Source organism: Candidatus Saccharibacteria bacterium, assembly GCA_012965045.1.
In the GTDB taxonomy this organism is placed as follows: Bacteria; Patescibacteriota; Saccharimonadia; order Saccharimonadales; family DTSZ01; genus DTSZ01.
Genome location: DTSZ01000001.1, coordinates 533,463 through 554,157 on the forward strand (window position 1 = coordinate 533,463; position 20,695 = coordinate 554,157).

Sequence of the window (20,695 nt, forward strand, 5' to 3'; positions counted from 1 at the left end):
ATTACCTACACTCCCAAAGGCCAGCAGAACCATCTCGCCACATTCCCATTGTGACGTTCGCATTCGCAACAGGGTCAAACACTGAAGCACCTTCATAACCGTACTTTGCTGCACGTGCTGGCCAATAACCTTCAACATGTTGATACAAACCGGATGGATGTGTCCCTGTTGAAGGTTCCGTATAGTTATAGTTGACTGCGTAAGGATTGAATGTACTTTCACAGCGTGCAATACGAATTGCACGCTCTAAATCTATGTCGTATTTAGATGCAGCATCTTTTATGATGCGTAATATATCTTGATCCGCTCCTTGCGGGATCTTGCCACCGCGAACGATTACTTTATGCTGAACCTCTTTAACAATCGAATCCGAAACCAGCTTTCGCGATACTTCTTGGCCGTTATGCAGACTCACCTCGTAAGTTACGAGTCGAGTTCCGTTTTCGCCGGCTGATTTTTCTTCGTACAGCCCAAATGGTTTGTTGTAGTCTGTAATGGTTTTTACTTCAAACGGAATAGATTCTTCAATACTTACAACCTGGCTGCCAACCCGAACGATTTCTATGTTCATACTCTCTTTTACATGAGTACCAAGACTTGGACGAGTAAAATCTTGATCGCGCAGCGTTATACCGTATTCATCTAAAACTTGCTGGACTGTTTTAGTATGTGTACGCGCGTCAACAGTTTGGCCGTCGACAACAATCTTAACCTGAGTTGCTTTGTCGATAGTAACCTGATTACCAGCAAAGTCATGCAGCAGAAAGTCGTCAATTACCGACGCCGTTACAATGTCTTTACTGTGCAGGTCAAACCCAGCATGCTCCGCCACCAAGCGAGGGTTATGATATGCACTGTGCACCACTGTAGTTTCGCTCCCGTCAGACACTAAAACAGGTTTGGCTCGATAAACATTTATGTTGAATGTGGACAGGTTAATTGCGGACTCTTTAGCTGGCTCTACAAGGTCCCCTTCTTGAAGAGTAATTTCCATTTTTTCAAGCGCTTCACCAACAGTTGCTGCACTCGATACGATTGTTTCGTATTCGCCGTCGGCATAGACAGTGATAAGGCTTTTGTCGGATGCAACGAGTTGCTGGCTATTTGGGTATACAAATAAACTAATGGCAAGTGCAAACAAGCAAATCCACAGTGCAGGCGACCGCAAACTAGATCGAATCAGGTGTCGAATTATTGTATCTACCCTTTTATTATTTAAGCTGTTGATGTGAGTTGGTTTTAACGTAGGATTTTTTTGTTGTACTAATCTTAGCTGGCTTAGCGTTTAACCTCAAGGGTTTTCATCACAACATCTACTAGTTCGTCACGGCGACGCGGAACTCCTTCAAGTTCGAACCAACGGGATTCCCTAATTTCTGTTTTATTGGCCTTATATTTAAGACTGTCGATAGCGGTGGCATAGACTACATACGACTCTTTATACAATCCGAATTGTTTTTTTTCAGTACTGAACCGCGTTAATTTGTTGTCGCCGATATCAATACTAAGCTCTTCTTGTATTTCTCGTTTAGCCGCTGTTGCTGGGCGCTCGCCTTTTTTAAGCCCGCCGCCTGGTAGTGTCCAGTTGTCATCGCCTAACCGATTTTTTATTAGTAAAATGCGTCTTTCGCAAATAAGCGCAACCCGAACACGGCGTGTTGAAAGCGGCACAATAGATTGGGCCAACCGAACACATTTGTAGGTAATAGCATAAATACTCATATTTTTTGAAGGGGCGCGAAGGCAAGGTTTAATGTCTTTTTACCACCGCGGCTGAAGTTAATTGTAGCAACTTCACCGTCTAGCTCCACAACTGTTCCACTGCCAAAAACTGGGTGCATAACCGCCTGACCAGGCAAGATATCAATTTTAACTTCTGGTTCGTAGTCGGGTGTTGGTTGGTTAAATTGCGGCAAAGCTGGCGCATTGGTCTGGGCGTCAATTTCACTTAAAAAGCGTGACGGTGGATTGTGCTGCGATGTGCCATACAGCAACCGTGAAGAGGCATGAAACAGATGTAATTCTTCCTTAGCCCGAGTCATGCCGACATAGCACAAGCGACGCTCTTCTTCCATTTCTTCAACGTCATATAAAGCTCGGCTGTGCGGAAAAATGGTTTCTTCCATTCCTGCCATAAAAACCACCGGAAACTCTAAGCCTTTAGCGGCATGCAGAGTCATTAGTGTTACTGCATCGGCATTTTCGTCATAGCTATCGATATCGCTCACTAAAGCAACTTCTTCTAAAAATCCGGCTAAGCCGAGGTCTTTATATTCGCGAGCCACAGAAATAAGTTCTTTCACGTTTTCTATGCGGTCTTGAGCTTGCACACTGCCGTCGTCTAGAAAATCAAGATAGCCCACTCTGTTTACGGTAAGTTCAACTAATTGATCGAGTGGTGTGTTTTCGGCGTGCAGAGCCTTTAAATTAGACAGTGTTTGCGCAAACCCCTCAAGGGCAGTAACTGCGCGGTTTTGTAAGCCTGGAGTCTGAGCTACGTGGTTGAGTGCCTCATGCAGGGTAGTTGGTGAGTCAAATTGCAGCCCTAACGCACCGCTGTCTTGGACACTCGAACTGTCGATCCAATTAAAAAAACGCTGCAAACTTGTTTTGCCAATGCCGCGGGTCGGGACGTTGACCACTCGCTCAAAACTGGCGCGATCGTTGGGCTGATGAATAAGCCGCAAATAGGCTAAGATGTCTTTGATTTCTTTTCGTTCATAAAAACGTGTACCGCCAACAATTCGATAGGGAATGTTATACCGCACAAACGATTCTTCTAGCGTTCTGGACTGAGCGTTGGTGCGGTATAAAACTGCATAATCATTAAGTTTTCGTGCTCCGAGATCATTGTGAGAGCGGATCATACGGATCATCATTTCACCTTCGTGGCGTTCATTCATTGCTTGGTGAACTTGCACCGGCTCACCCACTGCACCATCTGTCCAAAGCTTCTTTTTGGAACGCTGCTGGTTCTTGTCAATAATCTGATGAGCTGCGTCTAAGATTGCTTTAGTAGAACGGTAATTTTGCTCTAACTTAATGACTTCAACGTCTCTATAGTCGCGCTCAAAGTTAAGAATGTTACGAAAATCAGCACCGCGCCAACTGTAAATACTCTGCCAGTCATCGCCGACAACACAAATATTATTGTGTGCTCGTGATAATAGTTTGGTCAGCTCATATTGGGCGCTGTTGGTGTCCTGATATTCGTCAACCATAATGTACTTAAATCGATCTTGCAGGGTGCTGAGCGTTTTTGATGATGTTTTAAGTAGTCGCACGGTCTGCATAATAAGATCGTCAAAGTCCAGTGCGACAGCGTTTTTTAGAATTTGGGTATACACCGGAAACACCTGCGCTGCTTTTTTTTGAGTGGGTGTAGAAGCGGTTGACTCATATTGGTGGGCGTCGATTAATTCGTTCTTTGCTGAACTGATTAAATTACTGATTGAACGGGCGCTGTATTCTTTTTCAGATATTCCCACCACTTGCATGGCTTGCTTGATGGCACTTTGCGAATCAGAGGAATCGTAGATAGTGTAACTACGCGGAATGCCGATCTCTTCACCAAACTCACGCAGTAAACGAACACAAATACCGTGGAAGGTCCCTAAATACGGCATAAAAGATCGCCCCATGTTTTCACTCATGCCTAAGAGTTCAGCAACTCGTTCGCGCATTTCACCGGCTGCTTTATTAGTAAAGGTCACCGACAGTATTTGGTTAGGCTGTATGTGTTTTTCGTTGATTAAATAGGCAATTCGATGAGTAAGGGTTTTGGTCTTACCGCTCCCAGCGCCAGCTAGTATAAGCACCGGCCCTTCTGTTTTCAGGACAGCTCTTTGTTGGTCTTTGTTTAATTGACTCAAGTAGTCGTGCATTAGGGACTATTGTAGCAATTCGTATGCTATTTGGCCGTTGTAGTTACTACAGTTGTGTATAAGCGTAATACGCACCCGCGATTGCACACAGTACCACTACTAGTACAAGGGTTTTGCCGAGCGGGAAGCTTTTTTGAGCACTAACATTTTTCGGCCCTTTTTTAAGTTTTTTGGGGTCGATTTTGTAATTTTTTTGGGGCACGGGTTTAGCGATTCTAGCGTTTTCATGCTCTGCAGGTTTGGCTGCTTGATCCTCGCCAGTCTTAGCTAGTTCGGCCACTGTAGGCTGTGAGTACGCAGCTGTCGCTGAGTTAGTTTCTGGCTGCTCGGCAGGCATAGATTCGTCGGGCTGAGGGTCGGCTGTGATTTCTGGAGTTGACGTAGCATCACTGACTGGATCTTCAGCTGGTTTAGTAGAAATGGGTTCGATTATATTTTTTCGTACAACTACTGGTTCATCTGTAGCGGCCTTAGTCTCTTCAGTCTCCACAGCCTCCTCAGTATCATCGCTATCATCTTGCTCATCGGCCTCATCGACAATTATTTTCGATGACGTTTTTTTAATTTCTACTGGCTCGCTAGCCTCTACTGACGCTTCTGGTTCTGCATTCACCTCTGTATCTGTTTCAGGTGTTTTTTCGTCAGATGAATCACTGTCATGAGAGTCTAGCTGCTGGGCGGCTTGCTCGGCTAGCTCCTCAACGCTCGATTTTCCTGGCTCAATGTTCACAACTTTTTCTTGTGTCGACTCTTCGCTGTCATCAACACTTACTGTAATCTTTTTTTCTTCACTAGCCACCCTAGACCTCCTTGGTACTTAGAATCATGTCACCAAATTGTTGATAATTTAGACTAGCGCCACCGATGAGCGCTCCATCGACACCAGAAATTTTAAGAATGTCTGCGATATTAGAGGGATTAACACTTCCGCCATATAAAACTCTTGTGTTGGTAGCAACGTGTCCACCAAATACTTCTCGAATGTTGTCTCTGATCACCCTAATTGCCGACTTAATATCGTCAGGTCGAGGCACAAGACCGGAGCCTATCGCCCACACTGGCTCATAAGCAACGACAAAACCATTGGCAAGATCTTGCGGTGTTAGCATGGTGAGCGCCACGTTAATTTGGCTATGGAGAACTCTGTTGGTAAAGCCCTCTTGCCTGTCTACGATAGATTCACCAACGCACAAAACTGGCACTAAGTCATGACGAACAACCGCAGCAAGCTTTTTAGCTATTAGGTCGTCTTTTTCGCCATAAATATGTCGTCGTTCAGAGTGACCAATAATTACGTAGTCAACAATGCCCTTTACCATTAAGCCAGATGTTTCGCCGGTATGGGCTCCTTCGTCAAATTGGCTGATGTTTTGTGCAGCAAGCTTGATGGAGCTAGAGTGAAGCTGTAATTTTAGTGGTTGCAGACTAATGAAACTTGGTGCAATTACTACCTCGGCTTCGCGCGGAAAGTGCTCTACGTACTTTTCTAATCGAATCAAAAAGTGGCTGGCTTGCTGCACTGTATTGTGCATTTTCCAGTTAGCTATAATCAATTTTTTAGGTTTGCCCGCCATATCTTACCCCTAAGTGTAACTGCTTATGCTTGAATATTCTAGTTATTGACGAAGCGCTTCCACTGCTGGCAATTTTTTGCCGCTCAATAGTTCTAAGCTTGCGCCGCCGCCAGTTGAAACATGGCTAAATTTATGAGCAAGTCCAGCGTTATTTACAAATTCAGCAGTATCACCGCCACCTACAATTACTTCGGCATCAAGATTCGCTAGAAATTGAGCAACTTCAATTGATCCTTTAGCGTAAGCTGGATTTTCTATATATCCCAATGGCCCGTTCCAAATAACTGTTTTTGCTGTTGCCAGCCGTTGTTTGGTTTTTTCAATGCTGCGATGTCCGAAATCTAAAATTAAATCGTTATGAGCAACATGATTCACGGCAACTTCTCGACGATGAGTATCATTAACACCTATTCCTACAGCTACGTCCTGATCTGGTAGTACTAATTGTGTTTTTTGTTTACTGAGCCGTTTTTTAATGGCTGCGAGCGTAGATTCCTCGCCTTCTTCGAACACACTCGCGCCTATTTCTAGCCCACCAAAACTACTGTCTTGCAAGAAAGTATTTGCCATTGCCCCGCCGACAACCAACAGATCCGCTTTTGCGATAAATCGTTCGATCATATCTATTTTGTCCGCGATCTTAGCTCCGCCAATAATTGCAGCAAATGGCGTAGCAGGATCATCAATGACTTGTGTGAGTGTTGTAACTTCTTTTTCTAGTAATAGGCCCCTGTAACTCGGCAAAAGTTTGGCTATAGCATCAGTGGACGCAACCTTCCTATGGGCCACCCCAAAAGCATCCTGTACAAATACCTCGCCGAGTTTTGCCAGTTGTTTTGCAAACTCAACGTCATTGTCGGCTTCACCCGACCAATTACGAAGGTTTTCGTATAGAATAATTCGCTGCGCACTTGGCGAATTGTCAGAAATGTCTGTCCGAAACTCGACTTTTTCCGACAAAAGATCTTCTAGTACATCTTTAACTGACCGAAGTGATTCGTTATCTGCAAGCTGGCCTGGAGTTGGTCGGCCTAAGTGAGCAATAAGTGCTAAGCTGTTATTGTGTTCTAATAGCTGTTGTATGGTGGGTATAGCAGCTTTGATTCGAAAGTCATCTAATACCTTACCTTCTGACGAAATCGGAACATTAAAGTCAACTCGCACTAAAACTGTTGAATTTTGTACGTCCTGACAGTTTTGCATTGTGTCTGCGTTCAATTAATTAACAGTAAACTGTTCAACGCGGAGTCCGTCGATTACAGATTCGTTTACAGCAGCTTCCCCGCCGACTACAAACAATTGAACAGCCTTTAGTCGTTTTAGTTCTTTTGAAGTTCGGTCTGAATACGTGCTGTTGTTAACAAGTAAGATTGGTAAGCCGCCGCTTCCCTGAGATAGCACGCTAGCACTCAACATGTCTGGTGCTGAGTAACCGTTTACGATTACGGCTGAGCCTTGGTGTGATAGGTAATTGCGGCGTGATACAGCCACGGCCGTTTCTAGTCGTGATTCACCAGCAAGTTGTGCAATATCTTTATAGCGGAAGAACTCAATACTAGACATGTCTTCACATTCTTGGGTAGTTGATGAAAATCCAGGTCGTCCTACTGGAGCGGCAATGCCTTCAAGAGCTGGAACGTCAACCGCTTCCGGGCCACCAACCACAATCACTTTTGTGTCGTTAGTACCGAGTCGACAAATTTCATTTATTACTACGTCTTGAGCGCTGTCTTTGTCGGTAATTAAGACTGGAACATTTGTGCCATTATTGGCAATCATTATGTCAGCGTACGATGATGCTGATGCTAAGTAGATAACATCTTGTGAGCCGTCAGATGGGAAAAGTTTTCGAGTGATTTTAGTGGCAGTTTCATAGCGGTTTGCCCCGCCCAAACGCGACTGTTTGCTGCTTGAGGTCGCCAAAGCATCGGCGGCATTTGCTTGGACAGTGACAGAGACAGCAGCAGAGCCACCAACCGTAATCAACTCTGGACTGGTATTTGCTCCAGCAATTCGCTGTAATTCTGTTCGTGTTTCTGTTGGTAATGTATCGGCCTCAACCAGTAGTATGGTCGTAGAACCGTTAGCAAAGCTCGATGCTAACCCCATATCAATCTCTGAGCCGCCATTTACAATTACAACCCGGTCAATAGCCCCTGGGTTTGGAAATGTTTTCTTAGACACGTCGGCTGCGGTTGCATAGCGGTTTGAGCCACTGTATCGATATGGAGGGTATGCGTCAGATTCACATAAACCTTCTCGTACACAGCTGTCAAACTCGGCTATTTGCTCGGACTCGACGTCATTTACAGATGCTTCATCGGCAATATTTTGCGATACTTCAATTTCAATTTGTTCTAATCGTTCATCGGTTAAAACTGTGTCAGCATCCTCAACGTATTTTGAGGCTTGAGTCACAAGCTCGCTTGGTGCAACCGCTTCTTCAATTGTTGCATCGACAGATGCTGGTAGGTTTTCAGATAGGTTTGCATTGCTGTCGTCGGAACCACCCAGCGTAATAATGCTGACGATTCCCGCCACTACCACAAGTGCAGCAATACCTATAACGACAAATTTATTATTCTTTTTATTTGTTGGCTCAGGACCAGACGGAACTCCACCAAAGTTCTGTGTTGGCACATTTTGATTATTTGGATCCATTATGTTTCCTATTTTTTAGCTTATGCTTAATAGTGTGCCAGTAATTTCTATAATTGCAAACTCTTAAGATAGGCGTCGGACTTTAATGGTGTCGGTTCCGCCAATTTCGCCAGGATATTTACCAGACGTAATAACCACCACATCGTCTTTAGCAAGAATGTCATTTTTGCGAAGCCAGTCTGTCATGCGCTCCCCCACCTGTCGGCTTTGAGCTCGAACGTAACTTTTACCGCCGTAAACTAGCGCCAGTTGGTTAGCAACTTGCTGGTCGTGGGTAACCATAATAATCGGCATATTTGGTCGATGGCTAGCAAGGCTACGGGCTGTGTTGCCGCTTGCGGTCTCGGCTACAATTGCAGCTGCTTGCACTTGGTGCGCTAATGTCATAACAGCAGAGCTGATAGAACTTTGAATCGAATGATCTTCATCAATTAAATAGCGTGGCTCGACTGGTGCGTTGTCTTCGGTATAGCGAATAATTCGCTTCATATATTTTATAGAATCTTCTGGAAAATCACCGCTGGCGGTTTCGTCGCTTAACATAACGGCGTCTGTGCCCAAAATAACCGCCGTAGCGACATCTGACACCTCGGCCCGGGTCGGCGACGGAGCGTCGGTCATGCTCGCTAACATTTGAGTAGCAACAATACTGACTTTGCCGTGCTTCTGACATAAACCAATAATTTGTCGTTGCACAATCGGCACAGATTCTGGCTCGGTTTCGGTAGCTAAGTCACCACGAGCGACCATCACACCGTCAGACTCTTTTACAATTTCTTCAAGGTTTTGCGTGGCAGCTTTAGTTTCCACCTTAGTAATTACTTTAGCGTTGGAGCCAAGTTTTTTAAGTTCTTTCTTTAAAAGCCGAACGTCGTCGGCAGTTTGGACAAAGCTAAGCGCGACGTAATCTACGTCGTGTTCTTGACCAAAGCGAAGGTCTTCACGGTCTTTTTTAGTTAAAATGTCGCCTTCAAGATCGGTGTCTGGTAGGTTGATTCCTTTTCGACTACTAAATTTACCGTCATTTCGAATTTTGGCCTTTATAACACCGTTTTTTACATGCATAACTTCGGCATGCACCCGACCGTCGGCGATCAACATTCTGTCGCCAGCTTTTACTTTTTGAGTTAAGTCATATTGAATTGGAAGCTCATCGCTATCTTCAGCCTGTTCTTTTCCATACACACAGCTAATTGTGTTGCCAGCTTTTACTTCTATTTCGTCATTTAGTAGGCCAAAACGAATTTTTGGACCTTGTAAATCTTGTACAACTGCCACTGGTTTGCCAACAGTGCGGGCAGCGCTGCGTATCCAGGCTATTTGTTGAACTCGCTCTTGAAATGTACCGTGCGAAAAATTAAGTCGAATACCGTTTGCGCCGTTTTTAATCAGATTCTCAATCGATTTTCTGGAATTGGTTGACGGACCAACCGTGGCTAAAATTTTTGTACGTTTGTAGGAATGGATTGGTGTTTCTTTACTCATACTTTGTAGTCTACAAGGTAACGATTTTAGTATCTAGTTAAGTTTTTTGCTTTTTACTTTTAGGTGTACGTAAGTCAACGCAATCGCTCCAAGCGTTAATGCGCTAATAGCTAGCTGAATGCTACGATCTTGCTCGGCTCTATCAAGCGTGCCGCAATCGTTTAAGGGCCTTTTTTGTTCTGAATATTCATTTTCCCAGTCAATTACGGTGTTTTCTGTCTCGCAGTTTTGAATCTCACATTCAATGGTGTCTTCTTCGCAATAAATAACACTTAGAGCCTGCGTCGGCGAATAGATAGTGACTACAATGAGCAATGAAACGAGTAATTTAAGCATGAGGTTAGTATAGCAGCTAGCGTTTAGATGCGGGCTCATACATACAGACAGACACCTGCACTTGGTGGTTAGAATCTTTGCTTTTTATATGTCTACTGAAATATTAAAAAATACGATCTATCCACAGATTATGTAAAGAAATCAACAGAACCTTTACGCTCAGAAGCTTATAATGGTTTTTGAAATAAAGGGGGATTTTTAATGCATCATACCAATGCAGTTCGCACGAGCTGGCTTAAACTAACCGCCACTGCGACAACAGTACTGGCTTTAATGTTATCAATGACAAACTCGGTAGGAGCAACTCATTTAATTAATTATCAGTCAGTGCCGTTTACGCCTGATGAGATTTCTAATAACTGGGTAGTTGATCGAGCGACACCATCAGGTGGCCACGGGTCCGTTTCTTATGCTGATCGAGATAATGTAATGGAAATGAATATTGATGTTGAGAACAGAAGCGAACTTGGTGGATTCTACTTCACTGAGGGTTTGCAGCGCGACCTCGCTGACGAAACATTCGCACTCAGCAACGATCTATTTGTTGAATCCAGCTGGTCAGAAATTGATGTACGCGCTGGACTATGGGGAGTAGGAAACAATGCCGGTGATGATGTGTCAGCTTACCCAATAACAGAATTTACAACTGCAGGAGAAGGTGATTTCACTGGTTGGAGAGTATGGGACGGCGTGCTCGGAGGTTGGACAAATCTACCAGAAGTTGAATACAAATCAGATGAATGGAATAGTCTACAAATTATATTAAATAATGACACTCTGATGTTTGATCATTACATAAATGGCGAACTAGTTGCTGCAACAACCGCTGGTGACTCTGTTGATTTCGGATCAATAATCCTAAACAACTTTAACTACGGCTCAGAAGCATCTAACTACAGCGTTCATTGGAGTGAGTTTGCATTTGCTACTGATATATATGAATCACCAGTATCAAAAAACGAGTGTAAAAAAGGCGGATACGAAACGTTTGGATTTAGTAACCAAGGTCAATGTATTCAATACGTAAATACTGGTAAAGACAGTCGCTAAGTCGTCGCGTAACTCCTTAAAAAACCGAGCTAGCTAGAGCTCGGTTTTTTAATTGGTGACCCTAACCTGCCTGCCGGTAGGAAGGGAAAATATCTAACGATATAATCTGCGTAACTTTTCGAAGCTAGGAGGTAGCTTCTGTGAGAGCACTTGATTATCTGAACTCTAGAGTTCGTGCTCTCTTCGAGAGCTAACCACGAAAAAACCCACCGCAAGGGTGGGCATTTTCGTGGTGACCCCAAGGAGGATCGAACTCCTATTTTCAGGATGAAAACCTGATGTCCTAACCATTAGACGATGGGGCCAATTTACTCGGGAAATACTATCATTTTCACCTCTGTTTCGCAAGATTAAAAATTTACAAGCCAGCGTTGTCGATTATTATGTAGGTTATGAACAAAAATATAAAACTACTACTCACTGCCAACTATTGGCATACATTTGGCTTTACTCTGCTATCGCCTCTGTATGCCGTGTACGTAACACAGCAACTAAACGGCTCGGAATTCGAAATTGGCCTGTCCTACTCGGTCTATGGATTCTCGGCAGGCATTTTAATGATTATTGCGGGCCGTGTAGAAGATTCAATCTCTAAATACGCCAAACAGATTTTAACCTTTGGCTACGTCCTCTTAGCAATTGCTTCATTTGGCTATTTGCTGGTGGATAGCATTTACCAACTTATGTTTTTGCAAATGATATACGCAATGGCCGTTGCCATATACGTGCCTATGTCAAAAACCTTGTTCTCGAAACTGGAAGACGACGGCAAAGAGTCGTCAGAATGGGCGATCATGGATGGCGGCAACTTTTTAATTATCGGTTTCTCGTCTTTAATTGGAGGCTACTTATTGGCAAACTATTCCTTTGATGTGATCTTTATCGGCATGGGCATAAGCCAATTATTTGCAGCCCTATTAGTTTCTCGGGTGGCGCCTTCTAGAATATAAAGTCGAGGCAGTAGCTAATCAGTATATATGTTGTATCTAGCCCTTAAGGAGTGAGTGCCTCGGCATATTCAACAATAGAACGGGCTAAGTCTTGATACGTACGATTTCGTAAATTTCTATCTGTTATATCTGGTGTAGTTATTTGCAGCTCTGCCTGCTCTAAAACTGCTCCGGTATTTAGGGGTGGCAATGCTCCATTTAATTCCGCATTTCTCAACACCATAAATTTGTCGTAGTCTACTGTATCGCCTAATCGGCCCCGAAGTTTCATGCGATTAAATTCAGTCTGTGGGTCAGGTGCATGCACCCCAACAATCACACCCCTGTCACTAATAACACCCGCTGTGTCATCAGGATCTCGTAACCCATCAACTACACAGCCAATTGCATTAGCAGCTCGGGCCTCTTTTATAGCTTGCCTGTAAATAAAATCGCTACCGCGCTCTTGTTTTTGACGTTGCACAAACTCGCGCATACTATAACGATCTCCTTGATGATGACCGTATTCTTTTAAATACTCCCCTTTTAGCCAAGTACTATCAAAAAGCTGATAGCCATGTTCAACTTGGATTGCCTTAGATAGTTCAGACTTACCCGAACCGGGCAAACCAACAACTGCAATAATTGGAAACTCGTTCATAATAAATTATATAATATGTCAATAATCTATTCTGGTCAATTTCAAAGTTCGCTTAGAATTTGGCCTTTGGCAATAAATCGAAGAATCTCTTTGAAGTAATCGTAGGTATTATCAGGAAGTGACTGTTCATTAAACCAACCTATCTGCGTACACTTGTCTGGCTCGGCATTTACTACCTCGCCTTGCCAATTGGTGATTTCATAAAATAAGTCCAGTCGGTCTTCGTCAGAATCATCTACTAATCTATGCGAGACATGAACAAGGGTGATGTCGTCTTTGTTGACGCTTACACCGACTTCTTCTTGTAACTCGCGAACAACGGCATCGCTAAAATGTTCGTCTTTTTCAACATGGCCTGACGGAACAATATATTCGTTGTCTTTATAGCCAGTATTTTGACGCAGCAACATAGGAAATGTACCGTCTTCGCGCCGTAAAATCATATACACAGCAGCTATATGTGAGTGTCGTTTTGTCATTCTAATCTCGTTTCTAACTTAAACTATTTAGTTCTGTGCCTATATCACTTGGGCCTAAATTATCTAGACCGTTTTGATGAGAACTGCCTACCTGCTGTCTTCTTTCTCGGCGATTTTGTTGTTCCATGCCCACAGCCGCACTAAGCGCTCGTAAATCTCCGTCCGACAAATCTGGCACTGCCTCTATCGCGTCTGAAACCGACAGTATGTTTTTGTTTTGTGGTTCACCCATATTGCTTGAATTGTAGCAAAGCCCACAACCGCATAGCCAGGGTTTTTTTATATATGCCCTGCACCCAAAACAAATAGCTTTTTCCGCAGCTGTTATTCAATTATAATTAAGCTAAGCAATCATCCTCCGGGCCCTGTGCGCTTTTAAAACAAGCTTTAGTTTGTCTGTTTACGATAGTTCTAGCGGCGGACGGCCACGCTATCTACCAGCAAGCTCTTTTCTAAAAAATCCGTTCACCTCTACCAATCAATTCCTTGGAGCTTGTTTTAATGGATCCGACAATAGTTATTAATGAACGTGTTGATGTGATCGCCCTGTACCGTAAGGGCGGTGATATCAGTGCGCTCGCGTTCCCAGCCAAAATGCGCTACAACGGCCAAGATATAGTTTTTACGAAACTCGGCATGCGCCACCCTACAAGCAAAGGCAAGCGCATGATTCATGTGTTTGACGTGTCAGACGGAGTAAACGACTACCGCCTAGAATTTGATGCCGAAAACCTAACCTGGACGCTGGTAGCTATGATCGGGGGTGCATAGCTATGACACAACTTGATCTTAATACCGAAAAGCCAGCCGTAATGTGGATTGATTTAAATAGCGCGTTTGCCAGCGCCGAACAGCAAGCCCATCCGTCACTACGCGGTAAGCCCATGGGCGTGACCAATCGGCTGTCTAAAGAATGTTGCGTAATCGCTGCCTCATACGAAGCTAAGGCTTTGGGCATAAAAGTTGGTGTGCGTCGCAGTGAAGCGCTGGCTTTGTGTCCTGAATTTATTATGCTCGAAACCGACCCGCCCAAGTACCACAACGTCTATAAAAAATTACTTAACATCCTGCTCGATTATTCGCCTCATGTAAAAATGAAAAGTATCGATGAAGGTATTATTGATTTCCATGGCATGGAGAGCTTCAACAAAGGCCAGTCGCTTCAAGACATTGGCCATGAAATTAAACAGCGTGTGTACCGCGAAATTGGCGACTACACTCGCATAAATGTTGGTATTGCACCCAACAGGTTTTTAGCTAAAACTGCCGCTGGTCTACATAAACCAGACGGGCTTGATACCATTGACCACACTAATTTATTAGACGTCTACGGCCAGCTTGAATTGCAGGACCTAAATGGCATTGCCGACGGTTACGGCAGTCGGCTGCGTGCCTACGGAATCACTACGCCCTTGCAATTTTTAAATGCTCCTCAAAACCTTCTGCAAAAACGAGTATTTAAAAGTATTAATGGCCTGCACTGGTATCGTCGTCTGCGTGGCTATGAAGTTGACGACTACGACACGAACCTTGGCATGATTGGCCGGCAATGGGTGGTGGGAAATGTCACAAATAACGAAACGTACCTGCGCTCTTGTTTACATTTCTTAACCGAAACTACCGGCATGAAACTGCGGTTCAGAAACGTAGAGGCTCGTGGTGTTTGCGTCTGGCTGGCCTTTAATAATGGTGAGAGTTTTTACGACAAAAAAACCTATAAAACCACCTGTTATTCCAACCAAGACATTTGGCTAAGGGTATTGCGATTATTTGAAAAGCGCCCCACTCATCTTAAGGTGCGCACCATGGGGTTGTATTTGTATAATTTAGAGCCCTCTACGCGCAGTCAATTGAGCTTGTTCGAAGAGGACGCTAAAAAGGAATTTTTAACCAAAGCCGTCGATGAAATTAATGATTTTTACGGCACGTTCACGGTGTTTTCAGCCGACACGTTAACTGGTACCAAACATATTAAACAAAAAATACCGTTTGGCGGAACAGAGTATTTTAACTTACTACTAAAACGACAGTAATTGGACGCATTTTGCTAAACTGTGGGCATGCAAATACATTTTGATTCATACTCGGATGACTTTAAAACTAAATTACAACAATGGGCGCCTGAATGCTGGAGCGAGCTTAGACAAATACTGCCTCAGCTTCCAGAAAATATTACGTTTCATTTTAATAATCAGTTTTTGATCGAAAGCATTGGAGTAGGCGGATTTGCACTCAGTGATAATGAAATAGTCCTCGCTGCTGCAGTCGACAAACCGTTTGAAGAATTACAAAAAGAGCTACGAGCAACAATATTTCATGAAGGTTATCACCTGGCCCAAGGCTTTATTGGTAGCGACAAAGACTATGACATGACAGCCTTGCAAAACGGAGTATGGGAAGGTGCCGCTACGGTATTTGAACGAGAGTTTGCGGGCGTGGACCATGTATGGGGCAAATACGACGATGAATTTGTGAAACTATGGCTGCCGCAGGTAATTAGCCTTGGGACTAACTGGCACGAGACTGCGGCGAAATGGAAGTTTTGGGACCCAGAAACTAATACGTCGAATATTTTATACAGACTTGGCACCTCTATTGTCGATGAAGCTATCAAAAAATCTGGCCTAAGCATATGTGAACTGGTTGATAAAAGTGCTCAAGAAATAATTGATATTTCTAAGGTAAACACCTGATATACTCAAATAGAATATGAAAATAAATTTCGATAATCGATATACCCGTTTGTTTGTTTTATGGCTTTGCGGTGTGGCAATTTTGATGATTCCTTTGTTTTACATCGGCAAAACTATTGATGCACCGATACTTGGTCTACTTGGTTTTTCTGCACTTGTTTCGGGCATTGCTGTAAACTGGATATCGTGGAAAATATTCTAAAATAACGTCTGTATATATGAAACGTTCTGTGCGAAAACTAATTCAAAAAACCAAACATATAACCGCTACTCATTTTCATTTATTGGTCGTATTTTTGTTCCGTCAGTAAATAGTGAACTAAATTTTGTATAATACGTACATAAAGAGGTGTTTTATATGGCGAAAAAACGTAACAAAAAATACCAAGGCAAAGATGCCAAGCTTGAAAAGCCAAAAATTGTGCGATACAAGGTTGAAGACAAATCTAAGTTTCAACGATGGAAAGAAGACAACAAGCCTGAGTTAATTTTACGTGCAGTGCAGTTGGGCGGTATCGGGTTGTTAGGGTTGGTTATTTGGGGTCTTGTTTCGTTGATTTTTTAGCTGCCCCAGCTGCCGCTAAGCTAAACCTAAATCCGAACGTCGAGCCTTTTCCTTCGGTAGACTCGTAAATCATTGATCCACCTTGGTCTTTGATGACTTTTTGTGCCATGTATAGCCCTAGTCCCGTGCCATCAGGTCGGGCACTTTTGGCATTTTCTGCACGATAAAATTTTGTAAACAATTTGTCTTTGGCGTCTTCCGGTACACCGATTCCATTGTCTGTTACTTTAAATTCAAAGCTGTCTTCATTTAAAATTAACTCTACCTCAACACGCCCCTCTGCCGGTGTGTAGTAAATTGCATTGTCGATCAAATTCATAATTACCTGCCTGGTTTTGGTTTCGTCTAGTTGCGCATCAGGGAAGCGGTCTGGGGTGCGCACAGTTAATGCCTGGCTTTTAGCCTCGGCTGCACGCTGCAACTGCTCTACCTCACTCTTAATAACCTTCGCAAGGTTTACTGTTGTTTTTTCGATGATAAATTTACCAGTAGCAATTCGTGAAACATTTAAAAGGTCGGCTATTAAATACACCATTCTCTCTGAACTAGTGTAGGCGAGCTCAATAATATTCTGTTGTTTTTCTTGTAGAGCCCCGAAGTCACCTTCTTGCAGCATCGAAAGATAGCCCTTTATAGTCGTCAAAGGGGTTCTGAGTTGATGTGAAGCCATAGAAATAAAGTCGTCTTTGGCTTGGTCGAGCTCTTTAAGTTTTAGATTCTTTAAACGAAGCTCCTGAGTGGCTTTTTCTATTTTTAGCTCAAGTGTTTTTGTGAATTGTTTTATTTCTTCATAGCGCAGAGAGTTCTGCAATGCGATCGCTATCTCATCGCTAATAATATCGATAATTTGTAGGTCGCGAGCGCTAAAAGCATTGCCGCTTTTTTTATCACCAAAAATCAATAACCCTAATATGTTATTGTCTTGGTCCTTTAGCTTAGAAACAACAGCTACATCAGCTTGAATGAATGCATGCTTAATGCCGTTGACTTGATCCTCGATAAGATCAAGTTCAACTACTTTTTGCTGGTCGGTAAGAAACGTTTTTAAAAGGCCCTGACTTTCGGCATCTGGCTTCACCGCCCGCAAAGGATACTGCTCTAATTCTAAAAACCTAAGCTTTAACTGCGATTTCACCAGATCTATAACACCACGCTTTAACTCAACTACATCAAGTGACGAAACTAAGATATCATTCAATTTGTCGAACAGCTCTTGAGTGTCATAGGCGTCCTGATAGAAAAGTCTATTCGTACACTTATCGAAGAAAGAGCGCAGAGGCTGGAAAATTACAGCGCTTATAACAGCAAGTGCACCGTAGAGAATGTGGGGTGTTCTTGCAGTGTCATTAGCGTCAAAGAATAGGCTACCCAGAATAATCACTACAGCGATGTAGCCACCAAGCAACGTCACTAACAGCAAAGCATATGCAATTGACCTCGCTACAATTGCTCGGATTTCAAGCAAGCGATGCTTAATGATGGCGTATGCGGCAAAACTCGTAAATATAAGGGTGAAGCCGGGCCCAAAATTTATGAAGAAGGTAGTATTAAATATTAGAACTGCAATCAGATTTGTGGCTAGAATTGCACTAAGAGACAGCACTATGCCGAGCAATAAATAGCGCAGTTGCAGGCGGGTCAGTCCTCGGGATTTTCTGAATTTACTAAATAATTTAAACGAGCCAAAGCCGATTAGTACCACTGTTTGTAGAAGAAAAAGCACTATGCCAGGACCGGGAATTGGCGATACTGTCTCGGTATTTGTAGCATCAATGCCGCTAAAAACCAGCGGCGTTAATGTCAGGATCGACACAAAAACTGTAAAATACAGAGCCCATTTATACTTAAACGATGTGGCGGTAGTTTTATCCGGGAAAACACTCAATGTAAAAAAAGCCATAAAGTTCAGCCAGGCTGCAGAAAACATTACTATCCGAATAGTCGTAATTTGACTAAAAATTTCGAGAGACTGAACGGATAAGTAATTTGCGATGGACCATGCGGCGAATGCAATTGTAAGTCCAAAAAAAGATTTGTTAGTTACACTGCGTGGGTTCTTTATGAAAACACCGTAGCCTAGTATTAGGTTTACGAAAGCAGCTATAAAAAGTGATACAAGTTGTATGGTCATGCTTATGGTTCTTCCCAGTTATCATAGCATGCTGATATGCTAATAGCGTGACTGAAAAAATTGAAAAACTTATACAACTCGCGCGTCTTGCTCCATCGGTGCATAACACTCAACCGTGGCGCGTATTGGTCAAGGATAATACTTTGAATGTATCCGTTCATGAGCCAAGTGTCTTAGATCACGGAGACCCGACGCTACGGGAGCTGTGGTTAAGTGTTGGTTGTTTTATGTACTGTTTAGAGCAAATTAGCCCAGAATGCGGCCTCCAACTCACGCCGCTGGAAACACAAACTAGCAACCTAAGTTCTGTAGTTTGCACCTACACAATCAAGCAAATTGAGCCCACCGCACCGAAGATAAGCATACTATTGCAAACCCGCCGTAGTGATCGACGTTTATATGCCAAAGATCCACTTTCGAAAAAAAATAAATCTTTACTACAATCGCTTATTTGCCCTGAAGGCACGGCTGTTTCAGTCGTGGATGATAAAGTCATTCTCGCTAAAGCTGCTAGCCTTACAGCCACCGGACTTAGAATGGCCTTTTCCATGCCTGACTTTCGAAAAGAACTGTCAGATTTAATTATCGCTACTAATAGTCGGCAAAATACCGGCCTCTACTACTACGCCCTCAACCGTACTAGAGTAGGTGGGTGGATGGAAAAGCTCTCTATCCGAACAGGGATCAATACCCAAAAACTCGTCCAAAATGACTATGATCGAATCCTCAACAGTTCGGCTTTGGTGTTTATTTTAAGTGATGGTGACACCCCGAAATATTGGACTTCAGCCGGCAAGACATATATGGCAGCTAGTATCAAAATAGAGGATCTCGGTCTCGCCCAGTCAACTACAGCTGCACTGGTAGAAGCTGGAGATTTACATGAAGAAATTGAAAATTTGATCGGAACCAAAAATCGAATTCAGGCAGTAATTCGTATAGGAACACCTCGACATAACGGTAGACCTAAAAGGACTCCTCGTTTAAGTGTCAGCGAAATTTCTACATAGAATCAAGTGTGTCCTGGACCAGCTTAGTGTGTTTCTTGTGCTCTTTTCTATTCTTGCGCGAAGTAGCACCTGCGAGGAGTAGATCATCGAGATTGATCGAATACCTTCCAGTTTTTAGTGGTTGCCCAAGACAGATCATGCGGACAGCGTAAGCAAGAACGCCACCAGCTCGTATAGCTGTCACCCCAAGCTGTGGCTGAGTTACAAGTTTAGTGCCAATTTTGAGTAATGACTGCTGCATTCGGAGTGGTACATTTTTTGTATTGATAATACTGGTTGCGAACTTTAACCATTCGCGCTGTGTCATGTCTTTTCTTTCAAGCACTTTCTCAATATCACCAGCAAGGCCATGAAATAGCGGTAGATTTTCGTCAGTATCGAATCGTTCAACATCTAGCATAACTGAATCACCTAAATCAGTTACCATAAGCACAGGAATGCCTCGGCGACGAGCCTCAATACGCAAACGAATTTTTGTCTCTAAATCATCTACCTCATCGACAACCACATCTAAACTCCATGGATCTTCGAAAAATGATTTGAGATTTTTTTCTGTAATGCTTGGGTAAATAATAAGCTCTTGGTATGGATTCATTTCATAGAGTTGTCGCGCAATCACTTTTGACTTAACTTCTCCAATATCATGGACAGCGGCACGAATGCGATTAAGATTAGAACCACTAATAACAGCCCCATCTGCAATTTTAAGCTTATTAGATGTACCTTCGATAGCAATTGAGGTTGCCGCATTGCTGCCAACACTCATTCCCAGACACCCTACGCGGATATCGCTGAGTTGTTTCTGTTCATCTTGAGTTATTAAGTCCTTGTTTCTAATTGTCCTCATTTCGCCAAATAGTTCTTTGTTTAAAATATGTATGAGCTTCCCATTCCATGGAAAATACACCCAACTACCTTTTTTCCAGGAATCGACGCCATCATAGTGCTTATCGACATATTCTTTAACTGATGCTCGTTTCACTTGGATATTCGCTCGATAAACCTGAGGATTTCTACTGATCACAAGCTCTGCAAGCTGCTCATCGTAGTTATCATGAATAGATGTTATAGGCGTGGATGCCACAAATTTTAACAACTTTTTTTGATTTGCTTTGTCTGACACATCAAAGACGATCGGCTCACATGATGAAGTGTTTAAGGCTGATGCTGCAGCCTTTTGCAGCTCAGACGGCCATTCTTGATAATAATCAGTTTGAGTTATTTTTTGACTACCCAC

At 43.2% G+C, this 20,695-nt stretch carries 22 protein-coding genes and 1 tRNA gene; 8 read left to right on the forward strand and 15 right to left on the reverse strand.

Annotation, left to right across the window (positions count from 1 at the left end; genetic code table 11):
• Position 1 precedes the first annotated feature (1 nt).
• From EYO12_02690 to EYO12_02730, 9 genes are all read right to left on the reverse strand, one after another.
• Positions 2–1,141: a DUF348 domain-containing protein gene (locus EYO12_02690; GenBank protein ID HIA92002.1), complete on the reverse strand. Its 1,140-nt coding sequence runs from the start codon at positions 1,139–1,141 to the stop codon at positions 2–4.
• A gap of 137 nt (positions 1,142–1,278) precedes the next feature.
• The gene (locus EYO12_02695; GenBank protein HIA92003.1) at positions 1,279–1,722 is read right to left on the reverse strand and encodes an NUDIX hydrolase; all 444 of its coding nucleotides are present in this window, start codon (positions 1,720–1,722) and stop codon (positions 1,279–1,281) included.
• On the reverse strand, positions 1,719–3,884 hold the full coding sequence (locus tag EYO12_02700; GenBank protein HIA92004.1) for an ATP-dependent DNA helicase PcrA: 2,166 nt from the start codon (positions 3,882–3,884) through the stop codon (positions 1,719–1,721). The genes EYO12_02695 and EYO12_02700 overlap by 4 nt, the downstream gene beginning before the upstream one ends.
• A gap of 46 nt (positions 3,885–3,930) precedes the next feature.
• A complete protein-coding gene (locus tag EYO12_02705; protein ID HIA92005.1) occupies positions 3,931–4,683 on the reverse strand; it encodes a hypothetical protein in 753 nt (250 codons plus the stop codon).
• Position 4,684: 1 nt separating this feature from the next.
• Complete coding sequence (locus tag EYO12_02710) at positions 4,685–5,458, reverse strand: triose-phosphate isomerase (GenBank protein ID HIA92006.1); 774 nt, start codon at positions 5,456–5,458, stop codon at positions 4,685–4,687.
• A gap of 42 nt (positions 5,459–5,500) precedes the next feature.
• Positions 5,501–6,676: a phosphoglycerate kinase gene (locus tag EYO12_02715; GenBank protein HIA92007.1), complete on the reverse strand. Its 1,176-nt coding sequence runs from the start codon at positions 6,674–6,676 to the stop codon at positions 5,501–5,503.
• A complete protein-coding gene (locus EYO12_02720; GenBank protein ID HIA92008.1) occupies positions 6,677–8,119 on the reverse strand; it encodes a cell wall-binding repeat-containing protein in 1,443 nt (480 codons plus the stop codon).
• Positions 8,120–8,182: 63 nt separating this feature from the next.
• Entirely contained in the window at positions 8,183–9,604 is a 1,422-nt protein-coding gene (gene pyk / locus EYO12_02725; GenBank protein HIA92009.1) for a pyruvate kinase, read from the reverse strand.
• Between the two features lie 33 nt (positions 9,605–9,637).
• Positions 9,638–9,940, reverse strand: a complete 303-nt coding sequence (locus EYO12_02730) for a hypothetical protein (GenBank protein ID HIA92010.1) — start codon at positions 9,938–9,940, stop codon at positions 9,638–9,640.
• Between the two features lie 282 nt (positions 9,941–10,222).
• Here EYO12_02730 and EYO12_02735 point away from each other — a divergent pair, with 282 nt between their 5' ends.
• Positions 10,223–10,990 carry a hypothetical protein gene (locus EYO12_02735; GenBank protein ID HIA92011.1) on the forward strand — a complete coding sequence of 256 codons (768 nt, stop codon included), beginning with the start codon at positions 10,223–10,225 and terminating at the stop codon, positions 10,988–10,990.
• A gap of 230 nt (positions 10,991–11,220) precedes the next feature.
• Here the strand turns inward: EYO12_02735 and EYO12_02740 are convergent.
• A tRNA-Glu gene (locus EYO12_02740) sits at positions 11,221–11,295 on the reverse strand.
• A gap of 87 nt (positions 11,296–11,382) precedes the next feature.
• Between EYO12_02740 and EYO12_02745 the strand changes: the two genes are divergently transcribed.
• Positions 11,383–11,940, forward strand: coding sequence for an MFS transporter (locus EYO12_02745; protein ID HIA92012.1), 558 nt, complete (start codon positions 11,383–11,385; stop codon positions 11,938–11,940).
• Between the two features lie 43 nt (positions 11,941–11,983).
• Here the strand turns inward: EYO12_02745 and EYO12_02750 are convergent, their stop codons facing one another.
• Genes EYO12_02750 through EYO12_02760 form a run of 3 tightly spaced genes read right to left on the reverse strand, consistent with a single transcriptional unit; the run spans position 11,984 to position 13,291 of the window.
• The gene (locus tag EYO12_02750) at positions 11,984–12,580 is read right to left on the reverse strand and encodes a hypothetical protein (GenBank protein ID HIA92013.1); all 597 of its coding nucleotides are present in this window, start codon (positions 12,578–12,580) and stop codon (positions 11,984–11,986) included.
• A gap of 41 nt (positions 12,581–12,621) precedes the next feature.
• Positions 12,622–13,059, reverse strand: a complete 438-nt coding sequence (locus EYO12_02755) for an NUDIX domain-containing protein (protein ID HIA92014.1) — start codon at positions 13,057–13,059, stop codon at positions 12,622–12,624.
• A 13-nt stretch (positions 13,060–13,072) separates the two neighbouring features.
• Positions 13,073–13,291, reverse strand: coding sequence for a hypothetical protein (locus EYO12_02760; protein ID HIA92015.1), 219 nt, complete (start codon positions 13,289–13,291; stop codon positions 13,073–13,075).
• A gap of 269 nt (positions 13,292–13,560) precedes the next feature.
• On the opposite strand from EYO12_02760, the gene EYO12_02765 reads away from it, so the two are divergent.
• From EYO12_02765 to EYO12_02785, 5 genes are all read left to right on the forward strand, one after another.
• Entirely contained in the window at positions 13,561–13,830 is a 270-nt protein-coding gene (locus EYO12_02765) for a hypothetical protein (protein ID HIA92016.1), read from the forward strand.
• A gap of 2 nt (positions 13,831–13,832) precedes the next feature.
• Positions 13,833–15,092 (forward strand): hypothetical protein, encoded by a 1,260-nt coding sequence (locus EYO12_02770; protein ID HIA92017.1) that lies wholly within the window; start codon positions 13,833–13,835, stop codon positions 15,090–15,092.
• A 27-nt stretch (positions 15,093–15,119) separates the two neighbouring features.
• Positions 15,120–15,752 (forward strand): hypothetical protein, encoded by a 633-nt coding sequence (locus tag EYO12_02775; protein HIA92018.1) that lies wholly within the window; start codon positions 15,120–15,122, stop codon positions 15,750–15,752.
• Positions 15,753–15,768: 16 nt separating this feature from the next.
• Positions 15,769–15,954, forward strand: a complete 186-nt coding sequence (locus EYO12_02780; GenBank protein HIA92019.1) for a hypothetical protein — start codon at positions 15,769–15,771, stop codon at positions 15,952–15,954.
• A 156-nt stretch (positions 15,955–16,110) separates the two neighbouring features.
• Positions 16,111–16,317 (forward strand): hypothetical protein, encoded by a 207-nt coding sequence (locus EYO12_02785; GenBank protein ID HIA92020.1) that lies wholly within the window; start codon positions 16,111–16,113, stop codon positions 16,315–16,317.
• On the opposite strand, the gene EYO12_02790 is transcribed toward EYO12_02785, so the two are convergent.
• Positions 16,286–18,448, reverse strand: a complete 2,163-nt coding sequence (locus tag EYO12_02790; protein ID HIA92021.1) for a hypothetical protein — start codon at positions 18,446–18,448, stop codon at positions 16,286–16,288. The genes EYO12_02785 and EYO12_02790 overlap by 32 nt on opposite strands.
• A gap of 47 nt (positions 18,449–18,495) precedes the next feature.
• Between EYO12_02790 and EYO12_02795 the strand changes: the two genes are divergently transcribed.
• Positions 18,496–19,458, forward strand: a complete 963-nt coding sequence (locus EYO12_02795) for a hypothetical protein (protein ID HIA92022.1) — start codon at positions 18,496–18,498, stop codon at positions 19,456–19,458.
• Here the strand turns inward: EYO12_02795 and EYO12_02800 are convergent.
• A complete protein-coding gene (locus EYO12_02800; protein ID HIA92023.1) occupies positions 19,451–20,695 on the reverse strand; it encodes a hypothetical protein in 1,245 nt (414 codons plus the stop codon). The two genes, EYO12_02795 and EYO12_02800, sit on opposite strands and share 8 nt — an antisense overlap.

Excerpts from the sequence above, each read along its gene's own strand:
- EYO12_02770 (HIA92017.1), top strand. The coding sequence starts at position 13,833 with ATGACACAACTTGATCTTAATACCGAAAAGCCAGCCGTAATGTGGATT.
- EYO12_02775 (HIA92018.1), top strand. The coding sequence starts at position 15,120 with ATGCAAATACATTTTGATTCATACTCGGATGACTTTAAAACTAAATTA.
- EYO12_02745 (HIA92012.1), top strand. The coding sequence starts at position 11,383 with ATGAACAAAAATATAAAACTACTACTCACTGCCAACTATTGGCATACA.
- EYO12_02735 (HIA92011.1), top strand. The coding sequence starts at position 10,223 with ATGACAAACTCGGTAGGAGCAACTCATTTAATTAATTATCAGTCAGTG.
- EYO12_02720 (HIA92008.1), bottom strand. The coding sequence starts at position 8,119 with ATGGATCCAAATAATCAAAATGTGCCAACACAGAACTTTGGTGGAGTT.
- pyk (HIA92009.1), bottom strand. The coding sequence starts at position 9,604 with ATGAGTAAAGAAACACCAATCCATTCCTACAAACGTACAAAAATTTTA.
- EYO12_02730 (HIA92010.1), bottom strand. The coding sequence starts at position 9,940 with ATGCTTAAATTACTCGTTTCATTGCTCATTGTAGTCACTATCTATTCG.
- EYO12_02760 (HIA92015.1), bottom strand. The coding sequence starts at position 13,291 with ATGGGTGAACCACAAAACAAAAACATACTGTCGGTTTCAGACGCGATA.
- EYO12_02765 (HIA92016.1), top strand. The coding sequence starts at position 13,561 with ATGGATCCGACAATAGTTATTAATGAACGTGTTGATGTGATCGCCCTG.
- EYO12_02710 (HIA92006.1), bottom strand. The coding sequence starts at position 5,458 with ATGGCGGGCAAACCTAAAAAATTGATTATAGCTAACTGGAAAATGCAC.
- EYO12_02700 (HIA92004.1), bottom strand. The coding sequence starts at position 3,884 with ATGCACGACTACTTGAGTCAATTAAACAAAGACCAACAAAGAGCTGTC.
- EYO12_02785 (HIA92020.1), top strand. The coding sequence starts at position 16,111 with ATGGCGAAAAAACGTAACAAAAAATACCAAGGCAAAGATGCCAAGCTT.
- EYO12_02780 (HIA92019.1), top strand. The coding sequence starts at position 15,769 with ATGAAAATAAATTTCGATAATCGATATACCCGTTTGTTTGTTTTATGG.
- EYO12_02755 (HIA92014.1), bottom strand. The coding sequence starts at position 13,059 with ATGACAAAACGACACTCACATATAGCTGCTGTGTATATGATTTTACGG.
- EYO12_02695 (HIA92003.1), bottom strand. The coding sequence starts at position 1,722 with ATGAGTATTTATGCTATTACCTACAAATGTGTTCGGTTGGCCCAATCT.
- EYO12_02750 (HIA92013.1), bottom strand. The coding sequence starts at position 12,580 with ATGAACGAGTTTCCAATTATTGCAGTTGTTGGTTTGCCCGGTTCGGGT.
- EYO12_02790 (HIA92021.1), bottom strand. The coding sequence starts at position 18,448 with ATGACCATACAACTTGTATCACTTTTTATAGCTGCTTTCGTAAACCTA.